Origin of the sequence: Nocardiopsis dassonvillei, from assembly GCF_964273065.1 — a bacterium.
GTDB classification, from domain to species: Bacteria; Actinomycetota; Actinomycetes; order Streptosporangiales; family Streptosporangiaceae; genus Nocardiopsis; species Nocardiopsis dassonvillei_B.
Genome location: NZ_OZ186815.1, coordinates 6,474,997 through 6,491,462 on the forward strand (window position 1 = coordinate 6,474,997; position 16,466 = coordinate 6,491,462).

Below are 16,466 nucleotides of genomic sequence, written 5' to 3' on the forward strand. Positions count from 1 at the left end.
GAGGTGGTGCCGGCGACCAGCAGTCCCGCCCGTCTCCCACCGTCGTCCGGGGGGAGCGCTTCGCGCCGGTGCGGACTTCCACCCTCAAGGGAGGCCTTCGGCCCGGTGCCCCCCGGCCTCACTCCGGCCTCCTGAGCAGCGCCGTGTCCATGACCCATCCCGCCCTCTCCCGGGCCCGCCGCCGGGCCGCCTCTATGCCGGGCAGCACGTCGCCGACCCGCCCCGCGACCAGCTCCTCGGTGTCGGTGCCCAGGTTGGCGCCCCACCACACGGACCAGTCCGCCAGGCCGTCGAACCCGTGCCGCCCGCCCAGCATGACGACGATGTCGCGGTGGCCCGCGGCCACCGCCTCCTCCAGCCGCCGGGCCGGGGTGACGTGGACCGGCCGCCCCACCCCGTGCAGCACGATCCGGTGCCGCGCGGCGAGCACCTGCGGGGCGCTGATCCCCGGCAGCACGTCGTACTCCACCGGCACGGCGCCCCGCGCCGCCACGGCCTCCACGATCCGCAGCGTCGAGTCGTACAGGGACGGGTCGCCCCAGACCAGGAACGCCGCCGTCCCCCCGCGTTCGGCCAGCACCCGCTCGTAGGCGGCCACCCGCGCCCCGTGCCAGGCGGCGACCGCCGCCGCGTAGTCGGCGGCGTCCCGGTCCCGCTCGGGGTCGGGCACCTCCACCAGCGGGACGCCGTGCGCCGCGCAGACCGCCCGCCGCAGCGCCAGCAGCCCGTCGTCGTCCCCCTTGCGGGAGGCGACCGCGTAGTCGCACCCCCGCAGGGCGTCGGACGCCTCGGCGGTGAGCTGTCGGGGACCCATGCCGATCCCCAGGACGCGCACCCTCACTCGTCCCTCTCCTCCAGGTCGCCCTCGACCTCCAGGTACACCTCGGTGAGCGCCTGGAGGGTCGCGGGGTCGGGCTCCGCCCACAGGCCGCGCCGGGCGGCCTCGTGCAGCCGCTCGACGATGCCGTGCAGCGCCCACGGGTTGGAGCGGCGCAAGAACTCCTGCGTGGTCCCGTCGAGCACGTACTCGGCCGCGAGCCGCTCGTACATCCAGTCGTGGACCACGCCCGCCGTGGCGTCGAACCCGAAGAGGTAGTCGACGGTCGCGGCCAGCTCGAACGCCCCCTTGTACCCGTGCCGCCGCATCGCGGAGATCCACCGCGGGTTCACCACGCGGGCCCGGAACACCCGCGCCGTCTCCTCCGACAGCGGGCGGGTGCGCACCGCGTCGGGCGAGGTGGAGTCGCCCACGTACGCCTTGGGGTCGGAGCCCGTGAGCGCGCGCACGGTGGCGATCATGCCGCCGTGGTACTGGAAGTAGTCGTCGGAGTCGGCGATGTCGTGCTCGGCGCTGTCGATGTTCTTCGCCGCCACCCTGATCCGCCGGTAGTTGGCCCGCATGTCGTCGGCGGCCGGGACGCCGTCGAGCCCGCGGCCGTAGGCGAACCCGCCCCAGGCGGTGTACACCTCCGCCAGGTCGCTGTCGTCGCGCCAGTTGCCCGACTCCACCACCTGGAGGATGCCCGCCCCGTAGGACCCCGGGGCGGAGCCGAAGATCCGGGTGGTGGCCCGCCGCAGGTCCCCGTGCGACTCCAGGTCCGCGCGGGTGTGCGCGCGGACGAAGTTGCGCTCGTCCGGTTCGTCGAGCCCGGCAACCAGGGCCACGGCGTCGTCCATCATGGCGACCACGTGCGGGAACGCGTCCCGGAAGAAACCGGAGATGCGCACCGTCACGTCGATCCGCGGGCGCCCCAGCTCCTCCAGGGGCACCACGTCCAGGCGCGAGACCCGGCGCGACGCCTCATCCCACTCCGGCCGCACGCCGAGCAGGGCCAGCACCTCGGCCACGTCGTCGCCGGACGTGCGCATCGCCGAGGTGCCCCACACCGAGAGCCCGACCGACTCCGGGTAGGTCCCCGTCTCGTCCAGGTGGCGGCGCAGCAGCGAGTCGGCCATGGCCTGGCCGGTCTGCCAGGCCAGCCGGGACGGCACCGCCCGCGGGTCGACGGTGTAGAAGTTGCGCCCGGTCGGCAGGACGTTGACCAGGCCCCGCAGCGGGGACCCCGACGGCCCCGCCGGGACGAACCCGCCCGCCAGGGCGCGCAGGACGTGGTCGAGCTCGTCGGTGGTGCGCGCCAGGCGCGGCACGACCTGGGTGGCCGCGAACTCCAGGACGGAGCGCACCCGCGCGTCGTCGTGCAGGCCCGGCACCGCGGCCGGGTCCCAGTCCGCGGCCTCCATGCGCTCCACCAGGTCGCGGGCGAGCGCCTCCACCGCGTCCACCTCGGCGGTAGACGCGCCCTCCTCCAGGCCCAGCGCCGCGCGCAGTCCCGGCACGGCCCGCCCGACCCCTCCCCACACCTGCGCGGCGCGCAGCACGGACAGGACCAGGTTCACCCGGGCCCCGCCCCCGGGGGCGGCGCCCAGCACGTGCAGCCCGTCGCGGATCTGGGTGTCCTTGATCTCGCACAGCCATCCGTCGACGTGCAGCAGGAAGTCGTCGAACTCCTCGTCGCCGGGCCGCTCGGCCAGCCCCAGGTCCCGGTGCATCTCCGCGGCCCGCATCAGGGACCAGATCTCGCCGCGGACCGCGGGCAGCTTGGCCGGGTCCATGGCGGCGATGTTGGCGTGCTCGTCCAGCAGCTGCTCCAGGCGGGCGATGTCGCCGTACGTCTCCGCGCGCGCCATCGGCGGGATCAGGTGGTCCACGACCGTGGCGTGGACGCGCCGCTTGGCCTGGGCCCCCTCACCCGGGTCGTTGACCAGGAACGGGTACACGAGCGGCAGGTCGCCCAGGGCGGCGTCGGTGGCGCAGGCCGCGGACAGGGCCGCGTTCTTGCCCGGGAGCCACTCCAGCGATCCGTGCTTGCCCAGGTGGACCACCGCGTGGGCGCCGAACCCGTGCTCCAGCCAGCGGTAGGCCGCCAGGTAGTGGTGGCTCGGCGGCAGGTCCGGGTCGTGGTAGATCGCGATGGGGTTCTCGCCGAAACCGCGCGGCGGCTGCACCAGGACGACGACGTTGCCCGCCCGCAGCGCGGCGAGCACGATCTCGCCGGCGTCGTTGACGTAGAGGCTTCCCGGGGCGGGGCCCCAGGCCTCGGTCATCGCCTCCCGCAGCTCCGCGGGCAGGTGCGCGGTCCAGGCGGCGTACTCCTCGGCGGTGATGCGCACGTGGGCGTCGGTGAGCTGTCCGGAGGTCAGCCACTCCTCGTCCTGGCCGCCCGCGGCGATCAGGGCGTGCACGAGCGCGTCGCCCGCCTCTCCCTCGTCGGGCAGGTCCAGGCCGGGCAGGGCCTCCGGTCCGCCGAGGTCGTAGCCCTCCTCCCGCAGCCGCCGCAGCAGGCGCACCAGGGAGCGGGGGGTGTCCAGGCCGACCGCGTTGCCGATCCGCGCGTGCTTGGTGGGGTAGGCCGACAGCACCACCGCGATCCGCTTCTCGGCGGGCGGCACGTGCCGCAGGCGCGCGTGCGCCACCGCGATCCCGGCCAGGCGGGCGCAGCGCTCGGGGTCGGCGGCGTAGCGGGGCAGCCCGTCCCGGTCGATCTCCTTGAAGGAGAACGGCACGGTGATGATGCGGCCGTCGAACTCGGGGATGGCGATCTGGTTGGCCGAGTCCAGCGGTGTGACCCCGTCGTCGGACTCCTCCCAGGCGGCGCGCGGGCTCGTCAGGCACAGCCCCTGGAGGACCGGGACGCCCAGGGCGGCCATCCGCTCCACGTCCCAGGCCTCGTCGTCCCCTCCCGCACCCGCCGCGGCGGGGGTGCTGCCGCCCGCGGCGAGCAGGGTCACCACCAGCGCGTCGAACGCGCCGAGCGCCTCGTACAGCTCGTCGGGCGCCGAGCGCAGCGACCCGGCGAACACGGGCACGCCCACCGCCCGGCCGGTGGCGTCGACCGCGTCCGCCAGGTCGTGGACGAACGCCGTGTTGCCCCCGGCCTCGTGGGCCCGGTAGTACAGGATGCCGATCCGGGGCAGGTCCGGGTCCGCGTCGCGGTCCCGCTCGGCGACGCCCCACACCGGGATCTCCAGGGGCGGCTCGAACCCCTCGCCGGTCACCAGCACGGTGTCCGACAGGAAGGCGTGCAGGCGTGCCAGGTTGGCGGGCCCGCCCTGGGCGAGGTAGCGGTGCGCTTCGGTGGCCGTGCCGATCGGCACGGTGGAGTGCTCCATCAGCTCCGCGCTGGGCTGCTGCTCGCCGCTGAGCACGACCAGGGGCGTGCCCCGCTCCCGGACGGCGGACAGCCCCGGCCAGAGGTCGTGCGGGGAGCCCAGCAGCCGCACCACGACCAGGTCGGCGCCCTCCACCGCCGCGGTGAGCTCGCCGTCCGAGGCGCGGGACGGGTTCGCCCACGTGTAGGACGCGCCGCTGCCCCGTGCTGAGAGCAGGTCGGTGTCGGATGTGGACAACAGTGCGATCCGTACCGTCATGGCCGGATTCCTCCCCAGGGGGTCGTGGGCTGTGGCTCGTCGGGCGCGTCGGTGTCCGCGCGGGGGTGTGCGGGGCGGGTGCGGTCGAGGGGCACGTGCGGGACCCGGCGCAGGAACCGGACCACCGGGTGGCCGGGCCCCTCGGCGACCTCGGCGTCCACCCCGTAGACCTCCCTGATGAGGGAGGGGGTGAGCACCTGCGCGGGCGTGCCCTCGGCGACCGCCCGGCCCCCGCGCAGCACCAGCAGCCGGTCGCAGTACATCGCGGCCAGGTTGAGGTCGTGCATGGCGATCACCGTGGTCACCGGCAGGCCCACGACCAGTTCCATCAGGTCCAGCTGGTACTGGATGTCGAGGTGGTTGGTGGGTTCGTCGAGCAGCAGCTCCCCGGGTTCCTGGGCCAGGGCCCGGGCGATCTGGGCGCGCTGGCGCTCACCGCCCGACAGCGTGTGCCAGGACCGGTCGGCCAGAGCGGTGAGCCCGGCCGCCTCCAGCGCGGCCGCCACCGCCGCGGCGTCGGCGGCGGACGGGGGCGTCCAGGCGCGCCGGTGGGGGATGCGCCCCAGCGCCACCGCGTCGCGGACCGTCAGCTCGGTCCGCGTCTCCGCGTGCTGCTCCACGACCGCCACCCGCCGCGCCACCGCCCGGCGGGCGGTCCGGGCGAGCGGGCGGCCGTCCAGGACGACGACCCCCGCGGACGGCGCGAGCACACCGGACAGCAGTCGCAGCAGGGTGGACTTGCCCGAGCCGTTGGGGCCCAGCAGCCCGACGGTCTCCCCGGGGCGCGGGGCCAGGGTCACCCCGTCCACGACCAGGCGCCCTCCCGCCAGGCGGGCCACCCGGTCGGCCCGCAGACCGCGCTCCCCTGTCGCGGGAGGCGCGGCGGGAGGTGCGGCGGGAGGCGGCGGTCCCGGCACGGCGGTCACGTGGTCGGTCACGACGCCCTCCTCGTCCGGTACAGCACGGCGACGAACGCCGGCACCCCGATGAGCGAGGTCACCACGCCCACCGGGATCTCCTGCGGGTCCAGCAGCGTCCGCGCCGCCGTGTCCACCCACACCAGGAACACGGCACCGGTCAGCGCGGTCACCGGCAGCAGCCGGGTGTGGCCGGACCCGGTGAGCAGGCGGGTGATGTGCGGCAGCACCAGCCCCACGAACCCGATCGCCCCCGCCGCGCTGACCAGCGCGGCGGTGAGCAGGGCCGTCGCGGTCAGCAGCAGCAGGCGCACCCTGGCCACCCGCACGCCCAGGTGCGCGGCGGCCTCCTCCCCGAACGCGAACGCGTCCAGGGTGCCCGTGTTCCCCAGGCACACCGCCAGCACCGCGGCCAGCACCAGCGAGCACAGGACCACGTCGGCCCACCCCGCACCCGAGAGCGAGCCCAGCAGCCAGAACAGCACCCCGCGCGTGGTCTCGGCGTCCGCCGAGGTCAGCACGACGAACGAGGTCAGGGCCGAGAAGAGCTGCATCGCCGCGACCCCGGACAGCACCACCCGGTCCATGGTCGCGCCCAGGGTCTGGGACAGCACCACCACCATCCCGAAGGAGAGCACGGCACCGGCGAAGGCGCCCGCCGACAGCGACACCACCCCGGCGCCCCAGCCCAGCACGATCACCACGACCGCCCCGGTGGAGGCGCCCGAGGACACCCCCAGCACGAAGGGGTCCGCCAGGGGGTTGCGCAGCAGCGACTGCATCACCGCGCCGCACAGCGCCAGCCCGGCCCCGCACACCGCCGCCAGCAGCGCACGGGGCATGCGCAGGTTCCACACGATGCCCTCGCGCAGCGCCGACAGGGGGCTCTCACCGTGCCCGAACCGGGCCAGCACCGAGAGCCGCACCTCGGTCACGGTGATGTCGGCCGGGCCGATGGTCACCGCGACCGCGACGGAGGCGACCAGGGCGGCCAGGCCCGTGCCGGTGAGCAGCGCGAGACGCGCGCCCCTCACCGTGCGAACCCGAGTTCCCGCAGTCCGGCGGCGACCCGCTCCACACCCTCGACGGTGCGGATCGAGGGGTTCATGGCCTGGCCGCTCAGCAGGATGTAGCGCTCCTCGCGCACCGCGGTGAGGTTGCGGGTGGCGGGGTGCCCCTCCAGGAAGTCGATCTTGGCCGCCGCCGACTCGGCGGTCTGCGACTCGCGGGTGAGGTCGCCCAGCACGATGACGTCGGGGTCCCGGTCGGCGACGGTCTCCCAGTTGATCTGGGGCCACTCGTCGTGGGTGTCGTCGAAGGCGTTCTCCGCCCCGACCGCCCGTGTGATCGCTCCGGGCGCCCCGCAGCACCCGGCCAGGTAGGGCGCCTCCGAGTTCGCGAACCAGTACATGAGGGACACCCCGGAGGCGTCCAGGTCGGCGGTGGCGGAGTCCACCCTGGCCTCCAGCTCGGCCACGAGCTCCTCGCCCCGCTCCTCGACGCCGAAGACGGCGGCCAGGTCGCGGATCTCCCCGTGGACGACGTCCAGGGTGAGCGGTTCGCTGCGGGAGCCGTCACCGCCGCCGCCGTTGTCCTTGCCCGCGGCGCAGTCGGCGGGAGAGACGTACGTGCCCACCCCCAGCTCCTCGAACTGCTCACGGGTGGCGACACCGCCGGTGCCCAGGGTGGACACGAAGGAGGCCGTGACGAAGTCGGGTTCGGCCTCCAGGACCCGCTCGAAGGAGGGGTTGTTCTCCGCCAGGCGCGGGACGCCCTCGTCGGCCTCCTCCAGGCCCTCCATGATCGGGTCGGTCCAGGTGGCGGTGCCGACGACGCGGTCCGCCAGGCCCAGGGAGTACAGGATCTCGGTGGTGCCCTGGTTGAGGGAGACGACCCGCTGCGGGGGAGTGCCCAGGGGCACCGCGTACCCGCAGTTGTCGAGGGACGCTCCGCCGTCCGGGGCGGAGCCGGTCGCGGCCGACCCGTCCCCCGGGTCCGGGGAACAGGCGGAGAGCAGCAGCACGGGGACGAGCAGCAGGGAGCCCGCGAGGGGCGTACGGCGGTACATGGGGACGCCTTGCATGTCGGGGCTCGGACGCGGAGCCTGGCATGGGTCACCCGCGCGGTGTCGGCGCGCGGGGCCAGCAGGTCTTCGGACTCGGGCTCACCCGGACGGGATGCCTTCCCAGGCCGGTCCGCGCCGCCGTTCCCGGCCGACACGGTCCCGCCCCAGTGGCGCAGTACCCCGCCCGTCCCCCTCACCGCTGCGCGTCAGTTCCGGATTCGCACCGGATTCCCTGACCACCGGAGTGGTACGACTGGCCCGGGCAGGCTATCAACGCCCCCGGGGCCCGGCGGAGGCGGCCCCTGGGCTGGACCCGCCCCCGGGGCGGTCTCCGGCCGGCCGCCCCGGGGCCCGGAGGGAAAAGGCGTTGTCCCCGCGGCGGCCCCTCGGCCATAGTGGCCGGGCCACCCACGGCGCCTGCGCCCGGCCCCCGGGCCGCAGGGCCCCTGCCCCGGCGCACCCTGTCCCCGAACCAGGAAGGGAACCCCATGTCCACCCTCCGGGTCACCGCGGAGCGGCTCACCATCCACCCCCACCCCAACGCCGACGCGCTCGAACTGGCCCAGGTCGGCCTGTTCCGCGCGGTCGTGGCCAAGGGCGCCTACCGCACCGGTGACCGGGCCGTCTACATCCCCGAGAGCGCCGTGCTCCCCGACGGGCTCATCGACGAGCTCGGGCTGACCGGGAAGCTCGCGGGCTCCAGGCGCAACCGGGTCAAGGCCATCCGGCTGCGCGGGGAGATCTCCCAGGGCATCGTCTGCCGCCCCCGGGCGCTGGTCGGCCGGGACCTGGCGCGGTCCCAGGAGGAGGGCGAGGACTTCGCCGCGGAACTCGGCATCACCAAGTGGGTGCCCGAGGTGCCGCTGCACATGAGCGGCGAGGTCGTCGCCGCCCCCGACCTGCTGCGGTGGATCGAGGTGGAGAACGCCAAGCGCTACCCGGACGTCTTCGTCCCCGGCGAGCCCGTGGTCGCCACGGAGAAGATCCACGGCACCGCCTGCCTGTTCACCCTGGTCGCCGGGACCGGCGAGGAGTTCGTCTCCTCCAAGGGGCACGGGTCCCGCAACCTGGCGCTGGCCTTCGCCGAGGACAACCTGTACTGGAGGTCGGTGAAGGCCCACGGGGTCCCCGGGGCCGCCCGGCGGATCGCCGAGAGGTTCGGCGCGGACCGGGTGGGCGTGTTCGGCGAGGTGTTCGGCGCGGGCGTGCAGGACCTGGGCTACGGCGAGCACGGCCGCAGCGAGCGGCCGGGGTACGCGGTGTTCGACGTCCGCCTGGACGTCGGCGGCGCCGTGTCCTGGATCGACGCCGCGGACCTGCCGGGCGTGCTGAAGGAGGTCGGCCTGCCCGCCGTCCCCGAGCTCTACAGCGGCCCCTACGACGAGGCGGCCCTGCTCGGGGTCGCCCAGGGCGAGGAGACCTGGAGCGGCCGCGCCGCCCACCTGCGCGAGGGCGTGGTCGTCCGCCCGGCCCGGGAGCGGTACTCCGAGGTCCTGGCGGGGCGCGCGATCGCCAAGTTCGTGTCCGACGCCTACCTCACCCGCAAGGGCGGCACCGAGTACGAGTGATCCGTTCGGGCCGCCGGCCGCATCTGCGCGCCGGCGGCCCGGAAGGGCCCGCCACGGCCGGATTCCGGCCTGCGCCCCCGCCCGCGGGGGGCGGCCGGGGACGCCCGCTGCCGCCCCCATCTGGACACAGAGAGTTTCGAAATGTGATCTAAGGGTTATCTTCCCTGGTGGGCGCTGTGCCTGAAGTACCAAGACAGAGGAACGAGGAACGATCATGCGTAACGCTGTCAAGTTCGCCGTCACCGGTCTGTTCGCCGCGGGTCTGCTCGGCGCGGGCGCGGGGGTGGCCACCGCCGCGCCGACGACCGCCGCCTCCGGTGGTTCCAACGCCTACCAGGCCTGCATCGACGAGCAGAACGCGCTCGGCCTCATCAACCTGGACCTCAACCTGCTCAGCCAGTGCATCGCGAACCACAACGGCTGACCGGGCCGCCCCGGCGCGGACGCGCCGGGGAACGGCTCCGGCCGCCGCACCCCGCCCCGCGGGCGGGGTGCGGCGGCCCCGCCGTGCGACGCGGGGGCGGTGCCGGCGGGCACGACCGGCCCGGCCCTCACCGGGACGAGCCCCGGACCGCACGGGCGTAGCGCTCGGACAGCGCGCGCAGCAGCGGCACCAGCTCGGCCGGCGACTCCACAGTGAAGTCCATGCCGAGCATGCCGACGTACACGGCCACCGTGTCGAGGCTGTCGGCACCCGTGACCAGTACAGAGGTCGCCCCGTCGACGGGTTCGACCACCCCGACCGCCGGGTTGATGCGTTCCAGCACCCGCTCCGCGGGCGCGTCGACGCGCAGCCGCGCATGCACCTTCCACCCCTGGGCGGCGATCGCCCGCATGGCGAACGCCGTGAGGTCCCCGCCTGGCGGCGCCACCGGGTCGAAGCGGCGACCGGTCGGCGGCCGCGGCGCCATCCAGTCGACGCGGTAGGCGTCCCACCCGCCGCCGCGCGGGTCGCGGCCGACCAGGTACCAGCGGCGCTGCCAGGAGAGCAGCCGGTACGGCTCCACGAGCCGGGGGTCCCCCTCGTAGTCGAACCGCAGCCACTCGCCGTCGCGGACGGCGCGCGCCACCGCCCGCAGCACACCCGCGTCGACCTCGGGATCGGGCGCGTCGGTGCCGGTGTTCCCGGGGGCGTGCTCGATCGTTCCGTGCAGGGCCTCCACGGTCCGGCGCAGGCGCGCGGGCAGTACCTGCTCGAGCTTGGCGAGTGCCCGCCCTCCCGATTCGGCGACCCCCGAGACGCCGCCCGCGGCGCGCAGCCCGACGGCCACGGCGACGGCCTCCTCCTCGTCGAGCAGCAGCGGGGGCATCCGGCCGCCCGCCCCGAGACGGTACCCGCCCGTCGAACCCCGGGCCGCCTCCACGGGATAGCCGAGTTCGCGCAGCCGGTCCACGTCCTTGCGGACCGTGCGGCCGCTGACCCCGAGCCGCTCGGCGAGCTCGCGCCCCGTCCGGTCGGGCTGCGACTGGAGCAGGGAGAGCAGCGCCAGCAGTCTGGCGGCGGTGTCGGGCATCCGGCCCCCTCCGAACATCCTCGCGGACCGCAGGATCCATTAGGAAGCGAATCTTCCTGATGGGACCGTACCGTCGGAGACATGGAGAACACCAGCGCTTCCGCCGCCGACATCCGCCCCTTCACCGTCGCCGTCACCGACGCCGAGCTCGCCGACTTGCACGACCGCCTCTCCCGGACCCGCCTGCCCCAGCCCTCCCCGGTCGACGACTGGGAGGCCGGGACCCCCGACGCCTACCTGCGCGAGGCGGTCGGCGCCTGGCGGGACTTCGACTGGCGGGCCGCCGAGGCGCGCATCAACGCCGTCCCGCACTTCACCACCGACATCGACGGGCAGAACATCCACTTCGTGCACGTGCGCTCCCCGCACGCCGACGCCACGCCGCTGCTGCTCGCGCACACCTACCCGGGCTCGTCCGTGGACTACCTCGACCTCGTGGACGCGCTCACCGACCCGGTCTCCCGCGGCGGCCGCGCCGAGGACGCCTTCCACCTGGTCATCCCGGACGCACCGGGCTACGGCTTCTCCCAGCCGCTCGCCTCCGGCGGCTGGACCACCGCCCGCGTCGCCGCCGCCTACGACACCCTGATGCGCCGCCTCGGCTACGGGGGCTACGGCGTCCACGGCTCCGACAACGGTGCGATGGTCGCCCGGGAGCTCGGGCTGCTGGAGCCCGAGGGGTTCCTCGGCCTGCACGTGCTCCAGCTCTTCTCGTTCCCCTCCGGCGACCCCGCCGAGTTCGAGCGACTGGAGCCGCAGGACCACGCCGGGCTGGAGCACATGCGGTGGTTCCAGTCCGTGGGCGGCTACAACACGATGAACGCCTCGCGGCCCCAGACCGTCGCGGTCGGCCTCAGCGACTCGCCGGTGGGCCTGCTCGCCTACAGCGAGCTGTTCAACTCCTTCGGCAACGGCACGTCGCTGGTGCCGCTGGAGAAGATCCTCCTGGAGGTGAGTGTGAACTGGTTCGCCAACGCCGCCTCCGGCATGGGCCGCTCCTACTTCGAGAACGCGCGCGCCCAGGACGAGCCGCAGGTGAACGGGGCGCCCACGGGCGTCGCGGTCTTCGCCGACGACTTCCAGACCATCCGGGTCCTCGCCGAGCGCGACAACTCCAACATCGTGCACTGGAGCCGCTTCGAGAAGGGAGGCCACTTCGCCGCCCTGGAGGTCCCCGAGGTCGTCGCCGGCGACATCCGCGCCTTCTTCGCCGCGCTCCGCGCCGCCTGACCGGCGCCCGCCGGGCGCCGGACCCGCCACGGCGGTCCGGCGCCGGGACGGCGTCCCAGGGAACGGTCCGCATCCGCCGGAGCCAGTCCGCGACCAGCGCCGCGGTGAGCGCCGACCGGTCCAGGTGCACGTTGTGACCGGCCGCGCCGAGCACGGTGAACGTCGCGTGCGGGTAGTGCCCGGCCCGGACCCATGCGTCGCGGTGGCCCACCACGTGGTCCTGCCGGCCGGTGACGAACAGGGACGGCCGGGTGAACGGCTCCGGTGCGTCCTCCTCCGGCTCCCGGTCCAGGGCGTAGCGCCGGGCGATGCGCTCCAGCCCGACCCCGTCGGCGGAGCGCAGCCCGGGGAGGGCGTGCTCGGCGAACGCCCGCGCGTCGGCGGCCGACTGGGCCACCGCCGTCTCGGAGTACGTCCCGCCGTCCCCGCCCAGACCCGCGACCGCCGCCGGATCCTCGGCCAGCACGGTCCGCGCGGGCACGTCCCGCTGCGCGTGGCCGGCGACGAACACCGCTGCCGGCACCGCCAGGCCCGGCACCCGCGGGCGCAGGTCGTGGGCCACCCGGCGGGCGACCATGCCGCCGAACGAGTTCCCCAGGAGGGCGAACGGCTCCCCGCCCAGGCGCTCTCCGATCTCGTCCTCCACGGCGGAGACCACGTCCTCGGCGCTCGCGACCGCGCCGACCGGTGTCCCCGCGGTGCCCGGCAGGTCGACGTACAGCCGCCGCCACCCGCCCTCCGCCTCGAAGACGGGGTCCAGGGGCAGGAGCAGCCGGTGGTCGACCCCGAAACCGTGCAGCAGGACGATCGGCGTGCCCGATCCGCGTTCGACGACGTGCATGCGCCGAGGCTGGCGCCGGCCCCGCCGGCCCCGCCGGCCCCGCCGGCCACCGCCCCCGGAGTGCCCTTACCCCGGGCGGCGCGGCCGCGACGGTACCGGGCAGGATGGGGGCGGCGGCGACACGGCGGACGGAGCAGGCGGATGCGGGAACAGCGGATCGGGCGGGCCGTGCGGAGCCTGGACGGGCTCGCACTCGGGGACGCCTTCGGCGACCGGTACTTCCTCGCGCCGGGACAGGCCGAGGAGGCGATCGGCCGGCGATGGCTGGCCGAGCCCGTCTGGCACTGGACCGACGACACCGCCATGGCGCTCTCGGTCCTGGCCGTGCTCATCGAACACGGGCGGATCGACCAGGACGCCCTCGCCGCGGACTTCGCGGGCCGCTACGACCCGGGCCGCGGGTACGGGCCGTCGATGAACCGGCTGCTCCGCCGCATCGGCGACGGGGAGCCGTGGCGTCCGGCCGCCGCCGGGCAGTTCGGCGGCGAGGGCTCCCACGGCAACGGCGCCGCCATGCGGGTGGCCCCCCTGGGCGCCTACTTCGCCGACGACCTCGACCGCGTCGCCGAGGAGGCGGCCCTGTCCGCCACGGTGACCCACACCCACCCAGAGGCCGTCGCCGGTGCGGTCGCGGTGGCCCTCGCCGCGGCCCTGGCGGTGCGCGGCCGCGGAGCCCCCGCACCCGGCCGCGCCGGGTTCCTCCGCACGGTCGCCGAACGGCTCGAACCCTCACAGGTGCGGTCGGGCCTGGAGCGGGCGGCCCGGCTGGCGCCGGGCACCGCGCCCGAACACGCCGCCGCGATGCTGGGGAACGGCACCCGCCTGTCGGCCCAGGACACCGTGCCGTTCGCCCTCTGGGCCGCCGCCGGCCACCCGGACGACCTGGCCGAAGCGCTCTGGACGACGGTGGCGGGGCTGGGCGACCGGGACACCACCTGCGCGATCGCCGGGGGCGTGGTGGCGGCCCGCACCGGCACCGCCGGTGTGCCGGAGCCGTGGCCGGCGAGCCGTGAGCCCCTCCCGGCCTGGGTCACCGCCTTCGAGGCCCCCGCGCCCTGACGGCCCGGCGCTCAATCCCAGCGGACGCGGTACTCCTGGTTGGTGGTGAGGTCGTCCTCCAGCATGGCGAGCCCGTGGGGTTCCCGCTCGGCGATCGGCCGGAAGGAGACCAGGAGCCAGCCGCCACCGGTGCTGCCGATCGAGAGGAACTCGCTCTCCGACCACTTCTGGGCCCGTACGTTCCCCTCCCCGCGGTCCCACACCATGAGGAACCCCTGGTCCCTGCCGCGGGCCGTTCCGGACGCGGCGACACCGCGCCCGTAGTCCGTGAAGGCCACGTCGCGGATGACCACCTCCGTTCCGTCGTCGGGGGTCGGGCGGGGGTGGAACTCCCGCGGCTCCGCGCCGGAATCCAGGGCCCACACCAGGACGGAGTCGTCGGTGGCGGTGGCCACGACGACTCCGGCGTCGCTGCTGTGGGAGACCGCGGTGGGACCGAGCAGGTCCCGGGGCGCGGTCCGGAACCCGTCGTAGGAGGGGTGCGCCTCTCCGGTGGCGGGATCCAGCACCAGCAGGCCCGCGTCCAGGGTGACGACCAGTGCCTCCCCGTCGCCGGTGACCACCAGGTCCCGCACCCGGGGGAACCACCCCCGCTCGTTCTCAGGAACGGCGTAGGTGTACACCCGGGCGCCGGTGCGTATCCGGTAGGCGCCCACCTCCGCGCGTCCCGTGCGGGTGTGGTGGTAGGCGACGAACACCGTTCCGCCGTCCGCCGAGAGCGCGATGTGCCCGCCGTCGCCCATTTCCTCGGGCAGGTCGACGGCGTGGCGCTCATCACCCGCGAGATCCCAGACGTGGACCTTGGAGACGCCGTCACCGGCGGCCCGCGGGGCCCGTGCCGCCAGGACGGTCCCGCTCGGGGTGGCGGCCAACTCCGAGCCGCCGAAGTCGTGCCTCTCGTCCTGGAGGGTCAGCTCCCTGACCCGGTCCCCGCGTCGGGAGTCGAAAAGGTGCAGTCCGGCATCGGACAGGGCCGCGAAACTGTACGGGGGTGCGACGGGGGCGGTGTCGACGACCCGCGCCCCGGCGGGATCGGTCGGGCCTCCCGGGACCGGTGCGGGCTCCTCTTCGCGGGCGGCCGGGTTCTGGGGACCCTCTTCCCCGGCCCCGGCCGCCACGTACTGCGCGGCGACGAGGCCGACGGCCAGCACCGCGGCCCCGAGCGCGCCCCGACGTCGTCCGGGAGTGGACAGGAGCCGAGGGCGGCGCGGTGCCGCCCGGGAGAGGTGCGCCGCGGAACGGCGGGGGGCAGGGCGCCCCGGGGCCTCGCTCGGTGTCTCTTCTGGGGCGGGGCCGCCCCGTTCCGGGGTGGTGGGCTCCGGTGCGGAGGTGCCCTGTCGTGCCGCCGAGGCCTTCACCGCTGTGGTCCCGGTCGCCGGGCGCGGCCGTACCGCCGCCTCGGCGGGGGAGGACCGCGTCTCGGACCCCGCGGCCGCTCCCGCGTCCGGTGCCGCCGTGTCCGGCGCCTCCGTGTCCGGCGCCTCCGTGTCCGGCGCCTCCGTGTCCGGCACCTCCGTGCTCGGCTCCTCCCTCTCGGCAGCGGCCCCGGAGGCCGCGGAGTTCGCCTCCTCCGCGGTGCCGGTCCCCGATTCGGGCTCCCCAGGTGTTCCGGCGTCCCTGGCCTGTGCCTCAGGCGCGGGCACCGTGGTGTCCGGCGCCTCGGCGGCTTCCGGCGTCGGGGGCGCGGACTCCTCCGCGACCTTCGTCCGCAGGACCGCCGTCGGGTGCAGGCGGGTCGCTGCCACCAGGGTGCGCGCGACTTCGTCGGCGACCGGCGGGGGCAGCCACACCGTGGGGTCCTGGGACCCCGACCCCGGAAGCGCCGTGCCGGCCAGCTCGGCGGCGACCGCCTCCAGCGAGGGGCGCTCCCGCGGATCCTTGGCCAGGCACGCGCTCACCAGCGGCAGCAGGGAGGCGGGCACCCCCTCGAGGTCGGCGGGCTCGTTGACCACCCGGTAGAGCAGGGCCGCCGGGTCGCCGGTCCCGAACGGGAGGCGGCCGGTGGCCGCGAACACCAGCACGCCCCCGTAGGAGAACAGGTCGCTGTGCGGGCCCAGACCCCGACCCCTCGCCTGCTCGGGCGACATGTAGGCGGGGGTGCCCAGTGCCTGGCCGGTGCGGGTGAGGGCGGTGGCGTCGGCGGCCCGGGCGATGCCGAAGTCGATGACCTGCGGGCCGCGCGGGGACAGCAGGACGTTGGAGGGCTTGAGGTCGCGGTGGACCAGGTCGACGGCGTGGATGGCCGCCAGGGCCTCGGCGAGCCCGGCGGCCAGCACCCGCAGCGACGCCTCCGGGAACGGGCCGCCGTCGCGCACCGCGTCCTGGAGGGACGGGCCCGCGATGTACTCGGTGGCCAGCCAGGGCGTGGACCCCTCGGTGTCGGCGTCCAGGACCCGGGCGGTGTAGGGGCCGCGCACCCGGCGGGCCAGGGCGGCCTCGCCCGCGAACCGGGCGCGGAACTCCCGGTCGGCCGCGTACTCGGGGCGGATGGACTTCACCGCCGCCAGGTCCGCCTCCCCCTCGGTGGTGACGGCGAGGAAGACGACGCCCATGCCTCCCGCGCCGATGCGGCGCAGGGTGCGGTAGCGTCCGAACGCTCGGGGGTCGCCGGGGCGCAGGGGTTCCATGCGGGGGGTCGTTTCCGGGGTGGGGGTGCCGTAAGGGCCGGGGTGCCGCAGGGCAGCCTAGCGGACTCGCCGCCGGGAGCGGATCAGCGGCCGGGGTCCGCCCGGCGGCGCAGCACGTCGATGAGCGCCTGTGGAAAACGCCCCCGGCGGCCCTCGACGCCCGAGAATGGGGTCATGGATGAACAGGTGTTCGACACTTCCGTGTCCGCGGCGCGCA

Annotated in this window: 11 protein-coding genes, 1 pseudogene and 1 riboswitch; of the genes and pseudogenes, 4 read left to right on the plus strand and 8 right to left on the minus strand. The window is 75.5% G+C overall.

Features of this window, described 5'->3' with window-relative positions:
- Positions 1-118: 118 nt before the first annotated feature.
- From cobF to ACSUPR_RS28755, 5 genes are all read right to left on the minus strand, one after another.
- The gene (gene cobF, locus ACSUPR_RS28735) at positions 119-841 is read right to left on the minus strand and encodes a precorrin-6A synthase (deacetylating) (RefSeq protein ID WP_436888159.1); all 723 of its coding nucleotides are present in this window, start codon (positions 839-841) and stop codon (positions 119-121) included.
- Positions 838-4,428 carry a cobaltochelatase subunit CobN gene (gene cobN / locus ACSUPR_RS28740; RefSeq protein WP_436888161.1) on the minus strand — a complete coding sequence of 1,197 codons (3,591 nt, stop codon included), beginning with the start codon at positions 4,426-4,428 and terminating at the stop codon, positions 838-840. Before cobN ends, cobF begins: the two co-directional genes overlap by 4 nt.
- Complete coding sequence (locus ACSUPR_RS28745; protein ID WP_436892178.1) at positions 4,425-5,282, minus strand: ABC transporter ATP-binding protein; 858 nt, start codon at positions 5,280-5,282, stop codon at positions 4,425-4,427. The genes cobN and ACSUPR_RS28745 overlap by 4 nt, the downstream gene beginning before the upstream one ends.
- An 80-nt stretch (positions 5,283-5,362) precedes the next feature.
- Entirely contained in the window at positions 5,363-6,379 is a 1,017-nt protein-coding gene (locus tag ACSUPR_RS28750) for a FecCD family ABC transporter permease (protein WP_436888162.1), read from the minus strand.
- Positions 6,376-7,413, minus strand: coding sequence for an ABC transporter substrate-binding protein (locus tag ACSUPR_RS28755; RefSeq protein ID WP_436888164.1), 1,038 nt, complete (start codon positions 7,411-7,413; stop codon positions 6,376-6,378). Before ACSUPR_RS28755 ends, ACSUPR_RS28750 begins: the two co-directional genes overlap by 4 nt.
- Before the next feature lie 58 nt (positions 7,414-7,471).
- Positions 7,472-7,683, minus strand: a riboswitch (cobalamin riboswitch).
- A gap of 215 nt (positions 7,684-7,898) precedes the next feature.
- Here ACSUPR_RS28755 and ACSUPR_RS28760 point away from each other — a divergent pair.
- Both ACSUPR_RS28760 and ACSUPR_RS28765 read left to right on the plus strand, forming a co-directional pair.
- The gene (locus ACSUPR_RS28760; protein ID WP_436888166.1) at positions 7,899-8,978 is read left to right on the plus strand and encodes an RNA ligase (ATP); all 1,080 of its coding nucleotides are present in this window, start codon (positions 7,899-7,901) and stop codon (positions 8,976-8,978) included.
- 214 nt (positions 8,979-9,192) lie between these two features.
- Positions 9,193-9,402: a hypothetical protein gene (locus ACSUPR_RS28765; RefSeq protein WP_436888168.1), complete on the plus strand. Its 210-nt coding sequence runs from the start codon at positions 9,193-9,195 to the stop codon at positions 9,400-9,402.
- A gap of 127 nt (positions 9,403-9,529) precedes the next feature.
- On the opposite strand, the gene ACSUPR_RS28770 is transcribed toward ACSUPR_RS28765, so the two are convergent.
- The gene (locus tag ACSUPR_RS28770) at positions 9,530-10,492 is read right to left on the minus strand and encodes a helix-turn-helix transcriptional regulator (protein WP_436888170.1); all 963 of its coding nucleotides are present in this window, start codon (positions 10,490-10,492) and stop codon (positions 9,530-9,532) included.
- Between the two features lie 81 nt (positions 10,493-10,573).
- Between ACSUPR_RS28770 and ACSUPR_RS28775 the strand changes: the two genes are divergently transcribed.
- On the plus strand, positions 10,574-11,722 hold the full coding sequence (locus ACSUPR_RS28775) for an epoxide hydrolase family protein (RefSeq protein WP_436888171.1): 1,149 nt from the start codon (positions 10,574-10,576) through the stop codon (positions 11,720-11,722).
- Positions 11,723-12,188: 466 nt separating this feature from the next.
- On the opposite strand, the pseudogene ACSUPR_RS28780 reads toward ACSUPR_RS28775, so the two are convergent.
- Positions 12,189-12,563 (minus strand): annotated as a pseudogene (locus ACSUPR_RS28780) (alpha/beta fold hydrolase); the annotation flags it as partial.
- 141 nt (positions 12,564-12,704) lie between these two features.
- Here ACSUPR_RS28780 and ACSUPR_RS28785 point away from each other — a divergent pair.
- Entirely contained in the window at positions 12,705-13,622 is a 918-nt protein-coding gene (locus ACSUPR_RS28785; protein WP_436888173.1) for an ADP-ribosylglycohydrolase family protein, read from the plus strand.
- Positions 13,623-13,633: 11 nt separating this feature from the next.
- On the opposite strand, the gene ACSUPR_RS28790 is transcribed toward ACSUPR_RS28785, so the two are convergent.
- Positions 13,634-16,249 (minus strand): protein kinase domain-containing protein, encoded by a 2,616-nt coding sequence (locus ACSUPR_RS28790; protein ID WP_436888175.1) that lies wholly within the window; start codon positions 16,247-16,249, stop codon positions 13,634-13,636.
- Positions 16,250-16,466 lie beyond the last annotated feature (217 nt).